The 18,645-nt window shown below is 55.3% G+C and carries 14 protein-coding genes; all 14 read left to right on the forward strand.

The window, feature by feature from the left end; all coding sequences use genetic code 11:
* Positions 1-67: 67 nt before the first annotated feature.
* The 14 genes from rplA to rpoB all read left to right on the forward strand — a co-directional run bounded on the left by rplA (position 68) and on the right by rpoB (position 18,542).
* A complete protein-coding gene (rplA, locus tag ET810_RS06630) occupies positions 68-775 on the forward strand; it encodes a 50S ribosomal protein L1 (protein WP_013910758.1) in 708 nt (235 codons plus the stop codon).
* A gap of 108 nt (positions 776-883) precedes the next feature.
* A complete protein-coding gene (locus ET810_RS06635) occupies positions 884-2,221 on the forward strand; it encodes a C1 family peptidase (RefSeq protein ID WP_134316160.1) in 1,338 nt (445 codons plus the stop codon).
* Positions 2,222-2,260: 39 nt separating this feature from the next.
* Positions 2,261-3,562, forward strand: a complete 1,302-nt coding sequence (locus ET810_RS06640) for a C1 family peptidase (RefSeq protein ID WP_134316161.1) — start codon at positions 2,261-2,263, stop codon at positions 3,560-3,562.
* Positions 3,563-3,669: 107 nt separating this feature from the next.
* Positions 3,670-4,743 (forward strand): alkene reductase, encoded by a 1,074-nt coding sequence (locus ET810_RS06645; RefSeq protein WP_087454826.1) that lies wholly within the window; start codon positions 3,670-3,672, stop codon positions 4,741-4,743.
* Positions 4,744-5,067: 324 nt separating this feature from the next.
* Positions 5,068-5,589, forward strand: a complete 522-nt coding sequence (rplJ, locus tag ET810_RS06650; RefSeq protein ID WP_087453356.1) for a 50S ribosomal protein L10 — start codon at positions 5,068-5,070, stop codon at positions 5,587-5,589.
* Positions 5,590-5,667: 78 nt separating this feature from the next.
* Positions 5,668-6,051, forward strand: a complete 384-nt coding sequence (gene rplL, locus ET810_RS06655; RefSeq protein WP_013241171.1) for a 50S ribosomal protein L7/L12 — start codon at positions 5,668-5,670, stop codon at positions 6,049-6,051.
* Positions 6,052-6,363: 312 nt separating this feature from the next.
* Positions 6,364-7,317 carry a choice-of-anchor M domain-containing protein gene (locus tag ET810_RS06660; RefSeq protein ID WP_087453357.1) on the forward strand — a complete coding sequence of 318 codons (954 nt, stop codon included), beginning with the start codon at positions 6,364-6,366 and terminating at the stop codon, positions 7,315-7,317.
* A 9-nt stretch (positions 7,318-7,326) separates the two neighbouring features.
* Positions 7,327-8,952 (forward strand): anchored repeat ABC transporter, substrate-binding protein, encoded by a 1,626-nt coding sequence (locus ET810_RS06665; RefSeq protein WP_134316162.1) that lies wholly within the window; start codon positions 7,327-7,329, stop codon positions 8,950-8,952.
* A gap of 90 nt (positions 8,953-9,042) precedes the next feature.
* Positions 9,043-10,092: a choice-of-anchor M domain-containing protein gene (locus ET810_RS06670; protein WP_134316163.1), complete on the forward strand. Its 1,050-nt coding sequence runs from the start codon at positions 9,043-9,045 to the stop codon at positions 10,090-10,092.
* Positions 10,089-10,889: an anchored repeat-type ABC transporter ATP-binding subunit gene (locus ET810_RS06675; protein WP_087453359.1), complete on the forward strand. Its 801-nt coding sequence runs from the start codon at positions 10,089-10,091 to the stop codon at positions 10,887-10,889. Before ET810_RS06670 ends, ET810_RS06675 begins: the two co-directional genes overlap by 4 nt.
* On the forward strand, positions 10,886-11,767 hold the full coding sequence (locus ET810_RS06680) for an anchored repeat-type ABC transporter permease subunit (protein WP_134316164.1): 882 nt from the start codon (positions 10,886-10,888) through the stop codon (positions 11,765-11,767). The genes ET810_RS06675 and ET810_RS06680 overlap by 4 nt, the downstream gene beginning before the upstream one ends.
* Entirely contained in the window at positions 11,764-13,770 is a 2,007-nt protein-coding gene (locus ET810_RS06685; protein ID WP_134316165.1) for a hypothetical protein, read from the forward strand. The genes ET810_RS06680 and ET810_RS06685 overlap by 4 nt, the downstream gene beginning before the upstream one ends.
* Positions 13,771-13,874: 104 nt before the next feature.
* Positions 13,875-14,816 (forward strand): cell envelope lipid trafficking protein PgfA, encoded by a 942-nt coding sequence (gene pgfA, locus ET810_RS06690; RefSeq protein WP_087453362.1) that lies wholly within the window; start codon positions 13,875-13,877, stop codon positions 14,814-14,816.
* A 225-nt stretch (positions 14,817-15,041) separates the two neighbouring features.
* Positions 15,042-18,542 carry a DNA-directed RNA polymerase subunit beta gene (gene rpoB / locus ET810_RS06695; protein WP_171483329.1) on the forward strand — a complete coding sequence of 1,167 codons (3,501 nt, stop codon included), beginning with the start codon at positions 15,042-15,044 and terminating at the stop codon, positions 18,540-18,542.
* Positions 18,543-18,645 lie beyond the last annotated feature (103 nt).

The raw sequence follows: 18,645 nt of genomic DNA on the forward strand, positions 1-18,645 counted from the left end.
TTCCGTGGTAGGGCCGGCTCCGGCCCGCACACCACACATCCTCATCTAGAAAATCAAAGGATCGACAATGGGCAACAAATCTAAGGCATACCGCGCCGCCGCTGAGAAGATCGACAAGGGTCGTCTCTACACCCCGCTGAAGGCCGCTGAACTGGTCAAGGAGACCTCCTCCAAGAACTACGACGCAACCATCGACGTTGCTATCCGTCTTGGTGTTGATCCCCGCAAGGCTGACCAGCTGGTTCGCGGCACCGTCTCCCTTCCTAACGGCACCGGCAAGACCGTTCGCGTTGCTGTTTTCGCTGAGGGTGAGAAGGCTACCGAGGCTGAGGCAGCAGGCGCAGACATCGTGGGCACCACCGAGCTGATCGAGCAGATCACCGCTGGCACCATCAACTTCGATGTTGCAATCGCAACCCCAGATCAGATGGCTAAGGTTGGCCGCGTTGCTCGCGTCCTCGGCCCTCGTGGTCTGATGCCTAACCCTAAGACCGGTACCGTTACCACCGACGTTGCTAAGGCAATCGCTGACGTCAAGGGCGGCAAGATCTCCTTCCGCGTTGACAAGGCTGCTAACCTGCACGCTGTTATCGGTAAGGCTTCCTTCGACGCTAAGGCTCTCGCTGAGAACTACGGCGCACTGCTCGATGAGATCAACCGCATCAAGCCTTCCTCTTCTAAGGGCATCTACGTGAAGAAGGTCACCCTTGCGTCGACCTCCGGCCCTGGTGTTCCAGTTGACACCTCCATCCAGAAGAACTACACCGCTGAGTAAAAACTCGTAGTGTACATGCTTTAAGCATGGAATACCCTCTGTCCCATATGTTGTGGGCAGGGGGTATTTTTGTGGTTTCTGTAGGCGGTTACGTGTATAACCGTCAGCATGAATTCCTTTGTCCCGCTTAGCCAAGAAACACGTGCGCGTTTGCGCTCGCAGCTAATCGACGATCCTGCTGCAACTCTAGCTCGTAATGCGGTTACGTCCGTGGGCATTAACGACGCCGCACTCAATAGAGAGGCCGTCGTCAAGCTTGATCACACCGTAGAGCACAAGCTTGACTCATTAGCTGTGACGGACCAAAAACGCTCGGGACGCTGTTGGTTATTTGCCGCTTTGAATGTGCATCGTCATGCAGTAGCAAAGAAGCTTAATCTGGAAACTTTTGATTTCTCGCACTCATATGTGCAGTACTTTGACAAGTTGGAGCGAGCTCAGTTCTTTTTAACGGAGATGCGGGAACGCCGCGATCAGGATATTGATGATCGGGTGATTGCTCAGCTGGTGCGCTTCGCGGCTGAGGACGGGGGATGGTATAGCTACGTTGGCAACCTGGTGCGCAAGTATGGTGTGGTTCCGGATTACGCGATGCCAGAAGTTGAGTCGGCGGGGAATACCCGGGAACTGAATCGAGCTTTGGCCCATGTGCTGCGTCGCGGGGCGTGCCGGATACGGGACGCGGAGACGGACTCGGAAGCCGACGACATCATGAATGCGACGATGCGAGACGCGCAGCGCGCGATTACTGTTCACCTTGGGGTGCCGCCAACTGAGTTTATGTGGAAATACCGTACTAAAGACGGTACATTTGTCAGGGAGGGGACGTGTACACCACGTGAGTTTGCGGAGAAATACCTGCCAGGCCTAGACACCATGGTGGTTCTTGCCGAGGACCCACGGAGTGACAAACCAAAGAACACTCGTTTCCTGGTGGAATTGTGCACCAACGTTGCGGGTGCTCAAGAGCATGATTACATCAACGTGGAGATGGAGGTGCTCAAGGAGGCCGTAGCTGCAAGCATCGAAGCGGGGGAGCCGGTGTGGTTTGCGTGCGACGTGAGCCGGCAGTTTAACCGCAAACTGGGGGTGTGGGACACCTCGCTTCTGGACCTGGCCGGCGTGTACGGTGTGGCGCTCGACTCTACAAAAGAGGAACGGTTTATCTCTGGGGAATCGCAGCCGACTCATGCGATGGTGCTCAGCGGCTTTGATCGTCACCCTGATGGTTCCATACGCGCTTGGCGGGTGGAAAACTCGTGGGGAACTAAGCTGCACGATAAAAAGACAGAGGCTGTGGGCGCAGGATACGCCACCATGTCGGACGAGTGGTTTGAAGAGAATGTTTTCTATGTTGCCTTACAACGCGACTTTGTCCCGGAGAAAGTACACAAAGCTTTGGACACGGAGCCTATCCGTCTCCCGGCTTATGATCTGATGTTTTAGACACCGATACCGCATAAGGCTTAAGGAACTGAAAGACTCATGACTGAACTAACTATGAACTCGGTGTCTGCTACAAATGCCGAGTTACTCAAGGACCCGACTCTGCGGTTAGCACGCAATGCCGTTGCGGTGAGCTCAGCTACCAAGGTTGCGCTCGATCGTGAGGTGCTGCGTTCCCTGGATACAACTGTGTCCACCAAGGTGGATTCTTGGGCGGTGGCCAACCAAAAGAATTCCGGCCGGTGCTGGATCTTCGCGGGTCTGAATTCTTTGCGTGGCGCGATCATGAAGGAAACCGCCATCAAAGACTTCGAGCTATCCCAGACATACATCCATTTTTGGGACAAAGTAGAAAAAGCAAACTATTTCCTCTGCGCAATGGATGAGCTACGCGACCGGGAGCTGACAGATCGGACCGTGGAAAAGCTGTTGCGCGACCCGATCGATGATGGCGGGCAATGGAATATGTTTGTTGCTTTGGTGCACAAATATGGTGTGGTTCCGCAGTACGCGATGCCCGAGACATTTTCTAGCAGCAACACCCACGCCATGAATCGAGATCTGGCCTCTGTCTTACGGCGGGGAGCCCTGCGGATAAGAGAGGGCGTGGCCGGCGCACGGGAAGAAGCGTTAGAAAGCGCTTTTAAGGTGATTACTACACATCTAGGGGTCCCTCCTGAGACATTCCAGTGGCAGTACCGCACCAAAGATGATGCTTTTGTGCGTGAGGGGACGATGTCTCCGCTGGAGTTTGCGCAGCGCTATCTTCCTCATGATCTCAGCGATTATGTGTGCGTGGTCAATGATCCGCGCAATGCATTCGGTGAGCTCTACACAGTGGAATACCTGGGCAATGTTGTTGGGGCGCCACCGGTAACGTACGTCAATGCCCCCATAGAGGTACTGCGGGATGCGGTTCGCGATTCGCTTCTCGACGCCACCCCGGTGTGGTTCGGCTGCGATACCGAGGTACAAGCCTATGCGGATGCGGGCCTGTGGGATGCCCACCTGGTTGATTACGAGGGCCTGTATGGTGTGGATTTTGATATGTCGAAGGCCCAGAGGCTCTTAACGAGTGATTCTTTGATGACTCATGCCATGGTGTTCACCGGCATGGATCTGGCAGAAGACGGCACAACCGTGAACCGCTGGCGGGTGGAGAACTCCTGGGGTGCGGATAAGGCCGATAAGGGGTTCTGGACGATGAGTGATTCTTGGTTCGAGGAATATGTTTTTGAAGTCGCAGTGCCAGCCTCGCGTCTTCCGGAGGAGTATCGCCAGGCGTTAACCAAAACCCCTCATGTTCTTCCAGCGTGGGACCCGATGGGTGCACTGGCGTAAAAAGGCGCGTTGAGCAGGCAGGAATCGTGGCGTGGAATGAGGTGGGTCTTGGAGCTGTTGAAAGGCTGCAAGACCCCCTTCGCATCCAGAGAAAGGCATGCTCCGCCATGACTTCACTTTTTACTTCTGCCCAAGCTGGGGCGTTAATCCTCCGCAACCGGATTACGATGGCCGCGTTAACGCGGCTCCGGGCCGGTGAAGACGGTGTCCCTAGTGCACTGCACGCCGAGTATTACGCGCAGAGGGCGTCGGCAGGCTTGATTGTTACGGAGGGAACATACCCGACGCTTCGTGGTCGTGGATTTAGCGGACAACCTGGCATCGCCGATAGCGCGCAGCAGGAGGGATGGCGCAAGGTCGCTGAGGCCGTGCATGCGGCAGGCGGGAGCGTCGTGATGCAAGTCATGCATGCCGGGTGTATGAGCCATGAGTCGATGAACGGCGGTGTGGCTCCTGAGACTCCTAGCGCACTGGCTTCGGGGACACAGATGCGCACACCTGCCGGAAAAGTTGATCTTCCTGTTCCTCATGCGCTTGAACCAGAGGAACTTGAGCGTGTGAAACAGGAGTTTGTCGCCGCTAGCCGTCGTGCTGTTGATGCAGGTCTCGACGGTGTGGAGCTGCATGGGGCAAATGGTTATTTGCTGCACGAATTTTTAAGTCCGTCCTCTAACGTGCGCACGGATGAGTTTGGCGGCACGCCGGAAAACCGAGCACGGTTTGTGATTCAGGTTGTTCAAGCAGTGGCGGAGGAAATCGGCGCGCACCGGGTGGGTCTGCGTATTTCACCGGAACACAATATTCAAGGAGTAATGGAAACCGACCGCGAGGAGACTCTAGCCACCTATCAGGTGCTTCTCGACGAAATCCGCAACCTAGGACTCGCGTACCTATCGATACTCCACGCGGATTATCGCAGCGACTTTGTCCGCCAGCTGGCAGAGGCCTTTGGCGGATTTGTGATCCTAAACTCAGGTTTTGGCTCTTATACCGAGTATGAAGAGGCCGTTGACATCGTTGAGTCAGGCCACGCGGATGCGGTGGCCGTGGGGCGCGAGCTCATTGCTAATCCTGATCTCGTGCGTCGGTGGCGCGAAGGCATAGCGCTGAATGTTCCTGATCCGGATACCTTTTATGTGGGCGGGCCTCACGGCTATACGGATTATCCTTTTGCGGATTAAAAGCCGAGCTAACGGTGTAGGAACACTACGCGGAGTTCTTTCGATTTGCTAAAGATCGCGTTGTGCACTAGCGTTATCGCTCGAAGTTTGAATGAGTCGAATTCGGCTCGTACTCAAGTTTCACCGAAGACCGTCGGTCAGCCTTAGGCTCGAAGGATTCCAAGAGATTGGAACGGCCCACGCAGGAGACACTTAGAGTTCACACTCCTTTCGGAGTATGTGCGCCCCCTGTGCTCTTGCACGGGGCTTTTTTATTGGCTAGCGCTGGTGAAAAGCCTCGGCGGATCAGATACCCAAGAGATACAAGAGGAAGGAGGCGAAGTAATGGCAAACCCGAAGAACGTATCGTCGCTTGCAGAGCTCAAAGAGCGCTTTGCAGATACCGACTCCATCGTTATCACCGAATACCGCGGACTGACCGTTGCTCAGATCACTGAGCTGCGTCGTACCCTCGGTGCGGATGCGGATGTCCAGTACTCCGTCGCCAAGAACACCCTGCTGAAGCTGGCTGCTAAAGAAGCTGGCGTCGAGGGCCTTGATGATCTCCTCTCCGGCCCGACCGCTATCGCCTTTATTAAGGGCGAGGCTGTTGATGCCGCTAAGGCGATGAAGAAGTTCGCTTCTAACAACAAGGCATTCGTAGTCAAGGGTGGCTACATGGATGGCGATGCCCTGAACGCTGATCAGGTCAACGCTATCGCCGAGCTGGACAACCGCGAGACCACTCTTGCGAAGCTGGCAGGCGCCATGAAGGGCAACTTGGCAAAGGCCGCTGGCCTGTTCAACGCCCCTGCTTCTCAGGTCGCACGCCTCGGCGCTGCGCTTCAGGAGAAGAAGGAAGCTTAGGTCACCGAACTCGGTACCTAAACAAAAACCACATACTTTTGGGCTGGTGCACAGCCCGCAATCGAAAGGATTACCACTATGGCTAAGCTCACCAAGGACGAGCTCATTGAGGCTTTCAAAGAGATGACCCTTATCGAGCTCTCTGAGTTCGTCAAGGAATTCGAAGAGGTCTTCGAAGTTACCGCTGCTGCTCCTGTTGCAGTTGCTGCTCCAGGCGCTGCTGGCGCTGAGGCTGCTGCTGAAGAGAAGACCGAGTTCGATGTCGTTCTCGAGGACGCTGGCGCTAAGAAGATCGGCGTGATCAAGGCTGTTCGCGAGATCGTTTCCGGCCTGGGCCTGAAGGAAGCTAAGGAGCTCGTTGAGTCCGCTCCTAAGGCAATCATCGAGGCTGCATCCAAGGATGACGCTGAGGCTGCTAAGGCTAAGCTCGAAGAGGCTGGCGCAAAGGTTACCCTCAAGTAATCTTTCGATTACTGAACACATCACTCCCGCTGGGATAAGCATGATGCTTTCCCGGTGGGAGTTTTGTCTTTTATCAGAGTGTTCTCTGCCCCTAAGGTGTCCCTGTTTTATACAAGATACGTGGTGTCATCTGGGGTGGTGGTGCGAAAATGGTGGCAAAGAGGGCCCTATTACGGCGAAAACTCCAATAGGGGAGGTAAAGGTCGCACACTTATTGCAAATGAACGCAATTCCCATTATGGTTAGGTCGTTCGGCTGAACCTTACAGCTGAGATAAAGAACTAAAAAATGCCATATTTGTAAAGGAATTCCGTGTTCACTCGCCCTCTTCGCTCCTCACCTACTTCACGGATCGCGGCTGCTAGTGCGGTTGTTCTTGTCGGATTATCCGCCAGTTTTGCGCCGGCGGCGTGGGCGGAAGACCTAGAGCTTGATTCAGGGCATATTGACGCTTTTAACGTAACGGCTGATGGCGGAAACCTTAAACTTAATCTCAAGGAAGACGTAACCGGCTCTCATGTGTTGCGAGACCCTGATTCTGTGACGCTGCGGGTAAAAGAAGAAGCATGGACGGATAAGACCGCACAGGTACCTGAGGTGGGAACGTCCGGCTATTACCTGCCACAGACTCAGGACCCAAATCTCATCTGGCCGGGTTGGGATACCAATGGCGTTCGCTCGGGTGGTTTTGGTGAAGTGGACATCAACTTTGTCAAAGTTTCTGGCCCCGGGCAGGTTTATGCTTTCCAAACAGGCTCCTTTGGTGGCAACACCCCGATCTTGGCAGATAAAGGGTTTGAAGTAAGAAGCGGAGAGACCATCGTCCAGCAGGAGCCGGCGCATGTGCACACCAACTGGGTGTTTACCGCGCCTGGCACCTACACCATGTGTGTGCAAGCAACTGCAGATGGCGCGGCGAGTAATGTGGCGCGCTATGTGTGGAGCGTTGGCAACGGTGGCCCCAACACGGTAGCGAGCTGCGACGGTGAGGGAGAGGCCATTGCTGTATCCGCTCGTAGCGGTAACGAGGATAGGAAGAGCCGCCCATCGAGCTCGTCTTCGAGCCGCTCCACTTCTAGTACCACCACATCCTCAAAACCTACTTCTTCTAAGCCCGCTCCGGCTGCGTCTCCCGCAAAGCGTCAGTCTTTGCCTGAGACTGGACCTTCTTATATGACGGCTGCTTTCCTCGTTTTGGGCGTTGGTCTAGCGGTATTTGGTGCTGGAACAGTTCGTTTGGTTAAGGCTGTTACCCGCAACAAATAGCCTCTGATCATGTATTTGAAGACGATACCCAGCACCCGTCGTAAGCAGGCGGGGGCTGGAGCATTGATTGCCTGCGCTTTCTTTGTCGCTGCGTGTGGAACGGGCACCAAGGATCTTCCTAGCCGTGTCGACGGCATCACGGACGTTGTTGCGTCTACGCAGATCGTTGCAGATATTGCGCGCAATGTAGCCGGCGATCGAGCCCGCGTCACCGCTCTCATGCCTCGGGGCGCAGACCCGCATACTTATGAGCCTTCGCTTCGCGGCGTCCGCAACGTGGCCAACGCGGACGTTATCTTTACCAACGGCCTTCTTCTAGAACAACAATCTGTGCTGCGCGCCATTGATAATGCTGCGGTAAAACCCGCTAAAGTTGTCGCGCTTGGCGAGCAATCCACCAAGCATGGCGCGCATTTGCTGCAGCTAGTCGAGGACGTCACCTTGGATTCTGTGTGGCTCGGCATGCGTGTAGAGGGCACGGGAGCGCAGCTAGGCGCAAACTCGCATAGCGAGATAAACATTCACGTTACTGGTGTGCGTGGAGCCGACGGCGCCGAGGCGCCAGGGGATGCTGCTGCGTATCTGACCACTGCTTTTGGCACACCCGAGGTGTATTTCAATTCGCGCGACGGCTTCCACCCTGAGCGCGGATACGAGGGCGATACGATCACTCTGCCCGCCGCCGCACATACGCATGTGAGTTGGGCCTTTAGCAAGCCTGGCGTGTACGTCATCGACATTGAGGCGGAATTGGTCACCGAGCGTGGCGCCCGACCTATCCCGGTAGGCGCAAGCTCCATCACCATGGCGGTCGGCGTAAGCGCTAAGAGCACTCCCTCCGGCGCCTCTGCAACGGTACTTGACCAGGGCCACCAGGATGTCTCTATCAACCTGAATAACAAAAAAATTGAGATTCAAGGAGACGCTGCAGACAGCAAGGACATTGCAGCCGTTTATGACTCTGCATCGACGGTGATAGAAGTCCCCAACAATACGCTCCAAAAAATCCCGGCAGGCCCGCAGTTCCGCTTCCTAGGAACCCCGGGAGATGAGGTCTATGTTCTTCCGCAGGCCGTGCTGGGCAAACACGTGCACGGGGAAGTGGACCCGCACCTGTGGCACGACGTGGATAACGTCATCGCATTTGTAAAAACAATAAGGGACGAGCTCATTGCGGCTGATCCGCAGGGTGCGCGCGATTATACGGCAAATGCAGATGCGTATATCGGTGAGCTAGGTGCGTTGCATCAGGAAGTCACAGACACGATCGCCTCCATCCCGGAGGAACGCCGGCACTTGGTGACCACCCACGACGGCTACTCCTACCTAGCCCATGCCTATGGGATTGATGCAGCAGGATTTGTCACCCCTAATCCAGGTGTTGAGCCCTCTGCTCGTGACCTCATAGCCTTGACCAATACCCTGAAGAACCTCCATGTACCAGCGGTGTTCTTAGAACCGCAGTTGGCTGTTACCTCCACAGATTTGCTGGAAACCGCCAAGCGCCTCAACATCCGGGTCTGTCCCATCCACGGAGATTCTTTTGATGAAGACGTAACTACTTACGTTGACCTTATGCGGGCAAACGCAGCAAGCCTGCAGCAATGTCTTGGGGTGCATCGAGATACGTCTTAAACACTCAGCACTAGAAAAACTCATTCCATCTTTTATTAGAGCGAGCGCCTTATGTTTTCTGAGGCAGCATCATTAATCGGAGCAAAACCAGTGTCTATCAATCTTAAACTTAAGGCCCCAGCTGTCTGCGTGAACAAGGCACGCGTCGGAGTGCTTGCAACAGGTATGGCAATCGTGTCGAGCATTGCAGTGCCGGTTGCCACTGTCGCTGCTACTCATGTTGCTTTCCCAGCAGTTGCTGTAGCCCAGAGCCAGGATGACCCATCCCTAGAACAGACAGTGACGGACACCGAAGACGTGGTGACGCTCGGTACCCAAAAAGTATTCGATCATGGACACGCTGATCTAGGACCTGTGGTGAACACAGATTCTGGGGAAACCCGCTTTTTGGTGCGCGATGATTCGGAGTTCCCACCCAAGTGGCGGCACCTATCAGACACCGTTTTCCTCGTGGATGACAGTGCCAAGCAGACTCTGCCCGAAGGATCACAATCCTTTGACTTCACTGGGGCAAAGCCAGGTTCTCAGGTGTGGGTGATCCCACAAAGCGAGGTACATGGGGTGCCATGGTTGGGGTGGAACACCCAAAATCCTGCGCTGACCAAAACAGCTGATCGCGGCATCACGCTGGAATTTGCAGGCCATGAAGGCGACGGGCAATTCTCTTTGTTCCTACAAAATGGCGGTTTTGCAGAGCCGCAGGTGCTGTGGACCTCAGAAAAAAAGGAGTCCCAGCCGATGTGGGTGGATTTAAACACCCATACGCACGCTAACTGGGTGTTTACGCAGCCAGGCGTGCATAAGGTGGCAGTACGTGCGCTCATTCCGCTTCTCGACGGCACCACCAAGGAGATCACCGAAGTACTGACCTTTGCAGTGGGCAAAGAATCCTTGGAGGAAGCAAAGTCCGCACAGTGGGATGGCGAGTTCCTCCCGAGCTCAACAAAGAGCGGGGATAAGGGGGCTTCGACAAGCACTAAAGCAAAGGACGCACTTGCCGAGGACAACTCAAGCTCCGTGGCCGTATGGATCTTCATCGCGATGATTCTTATCGCCCTGGGATTTGTGATCGCTGGGCTCCGCATGCGGGCATCAGCAAAGAAACGTAAAGAAACAGCTGCACAGAATGGGCAACGATGAGTAGTGTTGCACCCGTCATTGAAGTGCGCGGTCTAGGCGTAAGCCTGGGAGGTCGCACCGTAATGAAGGACATACATTTTGATGTGCGCGCAGGCGAATTTGTAGGCCTGATTGGCCCCAATGGTGCCGGCAAAACCACCATGATGCGTGCAATTTTGGGTCTCATACCAACAGATTCCGGGCATGTATCTATATCGGGCACCCAGGGGCGCGGCGTGCGTAACCATGCCGGTTATGTGCCGCAGCGTCATGAATTTGCGTGGGATTATCCCATCGACGTGCATGGACTTGTGATGAACGGGCGCACAGGGCTGATTGGTTGGTTCAAGCGCGCCGGGCAAAAGGACTTCGATGCGGTGCACCGTGCGCTAGACATGGTGGGGATGACCCACCTGGCAGACCGACCTATCGGTGAGCTATCCGGTGGGCAGAAGCAGCGAGTTCTTATCGCGCGTGCGCTTTCCATCGCCCCGAAGGTGCTCTTCCTTGACGAGCCCTTTACCGGGTTGGATATGCCTTCTGCCGAATCCCTGCTGGAACTATTCCACCGGTTGGCCAAGGAGGGCACCGCTATCGTAATGAGCACGCACAACTTGGTTGAGGCGGTGAGTTCCTGTGACCGCATCCTCCTTTTCAACGGCCAGATCGTTGCGGATGCAGCGCCGGATGACCTGGAACGGCCAGAGCCCTGGATCGAGACTTTTAGCGTGAGTGAGCACTCGCCTTTGCTTGTGTCTGTCGGCGCTTTACGCCGCGAGGATGCGCGCAACGCACAGAAAGGAGTGCCAGCGCCATGATTTCGCTCATGGAGTTCTTCTCCGATTTGAGTAACCCCGCCCTGGCCTTCTTGCCTAAAGCCTTGCTGATCTCAGTGATCAGTTCGATTGTGTGTGGGGTAGTGGGTACTCACGTGGTGCTGCGCGGTATGGCCTTTGTAGGCGACGCCGTGGCTCACGCGGTCTTTCCTGGTATCGCCATCGCCTTTGTCCTGCAAGGGTCGGTGCTTGTGGGTGGTGCGGTGGCCGGCGCGGTCGTAGCCCTACTTATTGCGATGTTCTCTCAACGACGACGCGTAAAAGAAGACACAGTTATCGGCATCTTCTTTGCCGCGGCTTTTGCTTCCGGTGTGGTTTTTATCTCCCAAGTTGACGGCTACACGGCATCGCTGACCAGCTTTCTTTTTGGCTCTATCACCGGAGTATCCACGGAAGACATTATTCTTACTGCCGTTGTAGGCCTGGTCGTGATTGTGCTGCTAGCTCTTCTTGCACCACAGCTCACCGCGGTTACCTTGGACCGGGAGACCGCGCGCGCAATGAATCTGCCCACGATGCTTCTCGACGTCCTCCTGTACGTCGCAGTCACCGCCGCCGTGGTTATTTCTGTCCAAACGATCGGAAATATCTTGGTGCTTGCGCTGTTGGTCACTCCCGCAGCGACAGCTCGAATGTTGACAGACAAATTTAGTATTATGTCTGCGATTGCCGCAGGGGTTGGCACGTGCTCATCCCTGGTCGGCGTGTATCTTTCATGGGCCTTGGATCTCCCCACAGGAGCGACCATTGTGCTCGTGGCCACAGTCTTTTTCCTTCTTTCGTGGTGCCTTTCACCTCGCCACGGATTGTTCAAATGCCGCACGTCGGCAGACAACTCACAAGGAGCCGTTTTCTCATGAGGAAACAACAAATCACTACTCGTATTGGGCGACCACTGGTTGGCGTCGGTTTAGCAGTGTCTCTGTGTGGGCTGCACAACTCTTTGGCTTTTGCTCAAGAGGGGGCCGAGGCGGAACCGACTGCGGCGTCGGAAAGCAAAGCCGATAATAAAGGCGTTGCATTCGATCTAGAGTCCACGATGAAACAACTCGATAGCTTTACTCTGCCCATCGGGGCCTCCGCGACTTCTTATAAGAAGCCCACCACAAAGCCATCAGAGGACGTCGAAGACCTGTCCGAAGAGCCTGAGGTTTTGGAGGAAACCCCGCTAGAGGAACCTGAGCAGACCCCTGAGACCCTGGAAAAGAAGCTCATACAAGAGGGGAAAAAACTTGAGGCATCAGGCAAAGACAACAGCAAGCTGACTGATCAAGAAGTCCGCTCGCTGTGGGAGAAGCTTGCCCAAAAGCCCAAGGCTCCGCAGACAGTTCTCCGTAAAGGAGACCTGAACATTACGATCCCGGGGACTCCTGGGGAAAAGGCCGCAGGGCAGCAAGAATCCCAGAACGTAGCGTCCCTGGTGGTGGCAAAGGACAAAAAAGACGAGTTCGCTGGAGAATCCGCAACCCCTAAGTCCTACGCCTCCGGCGAAGCACTGATCACAGTTGGTGATAAAGCACGGGTTCCAGGCGCACTGCTAGGTTTCAAGGACAAGAAAGAACCAGCTCCTCTGTGGTATCTGCCTCAGGAAAAAGACGCCAACCCAGAGGTTCCCTCCGTGGGATTTAACTTTGAAAAAGTCCCGGCTACCAAGAAAGTCACGGTAGCTCTCTCGGAATACCATGGGCCCGGGCGCATGGTGACCGCAGAGATGGGCGAAGAGAAAGCGGAAGCGGCCTTTGACTCCCAGGACCTGGATCAGGCATGGGAATACGAGGGCGGAAGTTCTTATCGCCAAGCATTCGCTTTTACCGCGCCAGGGGCTTACACGGCAAAGTTTACGTTCTCTGTGGAAGACCAGAATGAACAAAACCACGCTGCGGCCCAAAAATACAGCTTTAGCACCACATTCCTGGTTGGGGCTGCTCAGGTAGAAAAAGAAGCATCGCTCAAGGAGATTGCAGAGAAGTCCGTCGATAAAAAGCCCCTGAAGGAAGCGGCTAAGAAGGATGAAGCTAAAGCAACAAACTCCGCAGAGCCGGAAAGCAAAGAGAGCAAAAAAGAGAAGCCGAAGACTCAGAAGGACACGCCTAAGGAACCGCAGTCCCAAGAGTCAGAGACTTCTGCTCCGAAGACACCGGAGGCGGAGGCTCCTAAGAAGGACCCAGAGAAAGCGGAACCGGAGACCAAGGAATCCGAGTCTGAGCAGCCTAAGACGGAAGAACCGAAAGAGCCTAAAGAAGACACGGCACCTTCCGCGCCGTCTCCTCTTGTTCCGGTTGGTCTAAAAAACTTGGCTAAGGAAATCCGCGAGCTTGATCGGGAGCTAAACACCATGTCCCGGCAGACTGACTCGCTCTTCAAAGTGGTTACGGCTAACGATTCAGGGCGGAAACAGGAACAGCGCAAGCCTGCCTCGAACGACTCGGCGCGCACTGAGAGAGGACGCAGCGAGCAAGGATCTCCTGAGCAGAACACGAGCACACCAGACCGTTCTTCTCGTGGCACGAGCTCCGATCGCGGTGGCAGCGCAGCAAAGCCGAACAAACCACGGAGCACCTCGTCGTCCTCTGGTGGTTCCTCCGCTAAGCCCTCGACAAAAGATAAGGAAGCTTCTAAAGACAAGAAGAAACCAGCTAAAAAGTCCACAGAGAAGAAAGCATCAGCAAAGCCGGCAGAGAAGACCGCCGACAACAAAGCGGATGAGGCTCAAGAGACCAGCAATGAGAAGATCGCTGCCACAGGTGAGTCCATGAGAAAACGTGGTTGGTGGACTGGTTTTCTCTTTGGCCTGGGCGCAATGGCTATGCTCGGCGGAGTGGTGTTCTTTACCCAGGCTAGGAACATTGCAAAGCGGAAATAGCCTAGTATTGCTTGCGGGATTGCTCACGAAAGCGTGAGACTGGCAGACACTGCTTGGAGACCCCACCTGAACCGAGACCGGAGAAAGAAGGTAACATCACCGTCATGCTTCCTCGGTCAAGGATCCTCGCAGTGTTGGGCCTAGGACTTGGTCTCGCGCTTGTTGTGTGGGGGACACTGGCTCCTAGCTTCTTAATTAGTGATGCTCGCTTGCCTCTCAATCTCTCACACACCACTCTCACCCTGCGGGATGAAAAAGCCACGACTCGCGTTGTTGGTAAGGATCTTGTGGTGCAGGCTCCTGTGACACGTCAATTTCATACGGAGATTTTGCCTCCGAGCGATAACGTGAGCGCCACGGTTCGAGTTGGCGTCACCGATATGCGGGAAAGCTTGCAAAAAGACCTTGACCGGCTCATCAGTGCCAGCGTGTGGTCCTATTCCATTGACCGGCGCACTGGCGCTGCAACATCTCAAGCTACAATGACGGATCAGCTGGCTAGCCCCACGCGCAGCGTCACCATCGACGGACAATGGCTAAAATTTCCCACTGACGCAGAAAAGACCACCTATGAGGTCTTTGACGTAACCCTGCGTAAAACCCTCCCCGCGGTTTTTACGGAGGAAACTGTTAAAGAAGGCCGTACGCTCTACCGCTACCGCCAGGAGATTCAGCCCACTAATGTCGCACAGCTCTATCACTCGGTGCTGAACACCACGACTTTCCGCGACGGGGAAAGCACCACACCTGGCTATCTCTTTCACTCGGGTACCAGAGACTGGCTGGTGGACCAGAAGACTGGTCTGGTAGTTGACGTGGAAGAAAAAATCGATGATTATTTCGGTGATGCAGAAGGTGTCAAGCGCGAGGACGTTCTCACCTTTAACGGAAAGGTAAGCGAAGAACGCGTATCAGAGCTTTTGCATCAGGCATCTGGCGTGTCGGACGGCAAGACTGCCCGGGTTATTAATTATGTTGTGCTTGCGGTCGGAGTGATACTGACTATTGTGGGAGCCGCCGGCGCTTTTTGGCCCCGTAAGCGATGAGGTACTAGTATGGCACCCCTTTACAAGGGGGGAAGTATGGTATAAGCTGTTTCGTTGCGCTGGAGTACGTATCTGGCTAGTTCGAGGACCTTGATCAGTCCGGTTGAAAAAACCGATTTGACAAGGTCATTCCGTGCTATCTAGGTGTGTTATCTCCTCAGCAGACCGATTGCTCAATTACCAGCGGTTATGGTGGTCAATATTGCGGGGCCACCGCCGCGTGAGGTGCTGGAAGGACCCATCTTGGCAGTCTCCCACCAGACCAAGTCAGTGGCCGATATCCCCGGGGCTCCCGAACGTTTTTCGTTCGCCAAAATTACGGAACCTATTGAGGTCCCGGGACTTCTCGATATTCAGCTCGATTCCTTCGCATGGCTCATTGGTACGCCCGAGTGGCGTGCCCGCCAGCAGGAGGAGCTGGGTGAATGCGTCCGCGTAACCAGCGGACTGGAAGACATCCTGGAGGAGCTCTCTCCGATTCAGGATTATTCCGGAAATATGTCATTGTCTCTCTCGGAGCCACGCTTCGAGGACATGAAGAACACTATCGATGAGTGTAAAGACAAGGACATTAACTATTCTGCGCCGCTTTATGTGACTGCAGAATTTATCAACAACGAAACTCAGGAGATCAAGTCCCAAACTGTCTTCATCGGTGACTTCCCGATGATGACCAACAAGGGAACCTTCATCGTTAACGGCACCGAGCGTGTCGTGGTCTCCCAGCTTGTTCGTTCGCCTGGTGTTTACTTTGACCAGACGATTGATAAGTCCACCGAGCGTCCGCTGCACTCTGTGAAGGTGATCCCTTCACGCGGTGCATGGTTGGAATTCGACGTGGACAAGCGCGATACCGTTGGTGTCCGCATCGACCGCAAACGTCGCCAGCCGGTGACGGTTCTGCTCAAGGCTCTTGGTTGGACCACCGAGCAGATCACGGAGCGCTTCGGCTTCTCCGAAATTATGATGTCCACGCTCGAGTCAGACGGTGTAGCTAACACCGATGAGGCTCTGCTGGAGATCTACCGCAAACAGCGTCCGGGCGAGCAGCCGACTCGTGACCTCGCACAGTCACTGCTAGACAACGCCTTCTTCCGCGCGAAGCGTTACGACCTTGCCAAGGTTGGACGCTACAAAGTGAACCGCAAACTCGGTCTTGGTGGAGACAACGAGGGCTTGATGACCCTCACTGAGCAGGACATCGCCACCACCCTCGAGTACCTCGTACGCCTCCATGCGGGCGAGAGCACCATGGTTGCACCAAACGGCGATGTGATTCCTGTGGATACAGATGACATCGACCACTTTGGTAACCGTCGTCTGCGTACCGTCGGAGAGCTGATCCAGAACCAAGTTCGTGTGGGTCTCTCCCGCATGGAGCGCGTGGTTCGCGAACGCATGACAACCCAGGACGCGGAGTCTATTACTCCTACCTCCTTGATCAACGTGCGCCCGGTTTCTGCTGCCATCCGCGAGTTCTTTGGTACCTCCCAGCTCTCGCAGTTCATGGACCAGAACAACTCCCTGTCCGGTCTTACCCACAAGCGTCGTCTCTCTGCTCTGGGTCCAGGCGGCCTCTCGCGTGAGCGCGCCGGCATTGAGGTTCGAGACGTTCACGCTTCTCACTATGGCCGTATGTGCCCGATTGAGACTCCCGAAGGTCCGAACATTGGTTTGATTGGTTCCTTGGCTTCTTATGCACGAGTGAACTCTTTCGGATTCATCGAGACCCCTTACCGCAAGGTAGAAAACGGCGTTCTCACCGATCAGATCGACTACCTCACGGCAGATGAGGAAGACCGCTTTGTGGTGGGTCAGGCTCACGTTGAGGTGGACGCAAACGGCAAGATCACCGCGGACAGCGTTACCGTGCGTGTGAAGAATGGCGACATTCAGGTCGTTGCACCGGAAAGCGTTGATTACCTCGACGTTTCCCCACGCCAGATGGTTTCTGTGGCTACCGCCATGATTCCGTTCCTTGAGCACGACGACGCTAACCGTGCCCTCATGGGCGCGAACATGCAGCGTCAGGCTGTGCCGCTGGTTCGTTCGGAAGCTCCGTTCGTGGGAACCGGCATGGAGCGTCGTGCTGCTTACGACGCAGGCGACCTGATCATCAACAAAAAGGCTGGCGCTGTAGAAAACGTCTCTGCTGACTTCATCACCGTGATGGCTGATGATGGCACCCGCGAGACCTACATGCTGCGCAAGTTCGAGCGCACCAACCAGGGCACCTGCTACAACCAGATCCCATTGGTCAACTTGGGCGACCGCGTTGAGGCTGGACAGGTTCTTGCCGATGGCCCCGGTACTCACAACGGTGAGATGTCGCTTGGACGTAACCTCCTTGTTGCGTTCATGCCTTGGGAAGGCCACAACTACGAGGACGCTATTATCCTCAACCAGCGTGTTGTGGAAGAGGACATCCTCACTTCGATCCACATCGAGGAGCACGAGATTGATGCCCGCGACACCAAGCTGGGTGCCGAGGAAATCACTCGTGAGATCCCGAATGTGTCCGAGGACGTGCTCAAGGACCTCGACGAGCGCGGCATCGTCCGCATTGGCGCCGACGTCCGCGACGGCGACATCTTGGTGGGTAAGGTCACTCCTAAGGGTGAGACCGAGCTGACCCCTGAAGAGCGCCTGCTGCGCGCAATCTTCGGTGAGAAGGCCCGCGAGGTTCGCGATACCTCTATGAAGGTTCCTCACGGCGAGACCGGTAAGGTCATCGGCGTTCGTCGTTTCTCCCGTGAAGACGATGACGATCTTGCACCTGGCGTTAACGAGATGATTCGCGTTTACGTTGCCCAGAAGCGCAAGATCCAGGACGGCGATAAGCTCGCTGGTCGCCACGGTAACAAGGGCGTTGTTGGCAAGATTCTTCCGCAGGAAGATATGCCGTTCATGCCTGACGGTACCCCGGTTGACATCATCCTGAACACGCACGGTGTGCCTCGTCGTATGAACATCGGCCAGGTGCTGGAAGTTCACCTTGGTTGGTTGGCTGCTGCTGGTTGGAAGATCGATCCTGAGGATCCTGCTAACGCTGAGCTGCTTAAGACTCTTCCTGAGGAGCTTTACGACGTCCCCGCTGGTTCGCTCACCGCAACCCCAGTGTTCGACGGCGCTACCAACGAGGAAGTTGCTGGTCTTCTTGCTAACTCCCGTCCAAACCGCGACGGCGACGTCATGGTGGACGAAAACGGCAAGGCGCAGCTTTTCGACGGCCGTTCTGGCGAGCCTTTCCCATACCCAGTGTCTGTCGGCTACATGTACATGCTGAAGCTGCACCACTTGGTTGATGAGAAGATCCACGCACGTTCCACCGGTCCTTACTCCATGATTACTCAGCAGCCGCTGGGTGGTAAGGCACAGTTCGGTGGACAGCGCTTCGGCGAAATGGAGGTGTGGGCAATGCAGGCTTATGGCGCTGCCTACACGCTTCAGGAGCTTCTGACCATCAAGTCTGACGACGTGGTCGGCCGCGTGAAGGTCTACGAGGCAATCGTTAAGGGCGAGAACATTCCGGATCCGGGTATCCCTGAGTCCTTCAAGGTGCTCCTCAAGGAGCTTCAGTCGCTGTGCTTGAACGTGGAAGTTCTTTCCGCAGACGGCACTCCGATGGAGCTGTCCGGTTCGGATGACGACGAGTTCGACCAGGCTGGTGCTTCACTAGGCATCAACCTGTCTCGCGACGAGCGTTCCGACGCCGACATCGCCTAATACACCAGGTCTGCTTGGTAGTTAACGCTGCTGAGCAGGCGGAATTTAAAGCATCATCACTTTTTGAAACGATCCCCTGGGAAAACCGGGGGGAAAGGGAGTT

This window comes from Corynebacterium silvaticum (assembly GCF_004382825.2).
Classification (GTDB): Bacteria; Actinomycetota; Actinomycetes; order Mycobacteriales; family Mycobacteriaceae; genus Corynebacterium; species Corynebacterium silvaticum.

Coding starts and splice junctions, on each gene's coding strand:
- ET810_RS06665 (WP_134316162.1), top strand. CDS start 7,327: ATGTATTTGAAGACGATACCCAGCACCCGTCGTAAGCAGGCGGGGGCT.
- ET810_RS06680 (WP_134316164.1), top strand. CDS start 10,886: ATGATTTCGCTCATGGAGTTCTTCTCCGATTTGAGTAACCCCGCCCTG.
- ET810_RS06640 (WP_134316161.1), top strand. CDS start 2,261: ATGACTGAACTAACTATGAACTCGGTGTCTGCTACAAATGCCGAGTTA.
- rplL (WP_013241171.1), top strand. CDS start 5,668: ATGGCTAAGCTCACCAAGGACGAGCTCATTGAGGCTTTCAAAGAGATG.
- ET810_RS06685 (WP_134316165.1), top strand. CDS start 11,764: ATGAGGAAACAACAAATCACTACTCGTATTGGGCGACCACTGGTTGGC.
- pgfA (WP_087453362.1), top strand. CDS start 13,875: ATGCTTCCTCGGTCAAGGATCCTCGCAGTGTTGGGCCTAGGACTTGGT.
- ET810_RS06675 (WP_087453359.1), top strand. CDS start 10,089: ATGAGTAGTGTTGCACCCGTCATTGAAGTGCGCGGTCTAGGCGTAAGC.
- rplA (WP_013910758.1), top strand. CDS start 68: ATGGGCAACAAATCTAAGGCATACCGCGCCGCCGCTGAGAAGATCGAC.
- ET810_RS06645 (WP_087454826.1), top strand. CDS start 3,670: ATGACTTCACTTTTTACTTCTGCCCAAGCTGGGGCGTTAATCCTCCGC.
- ET810_RS06635 (WP_134316160.1), top strand. CDS start 884: ATGAATTCCTTTGTCCCGCTTAGCCAAGAAACACGTGCGCGTTTGCGC.
- rplJ (WP_087453356.1), top strand. CDS start 5,068: ATGGCAAACCCGAAGAACGTATCGTCGCTTGCAGAGCTCAAAGAGCGC.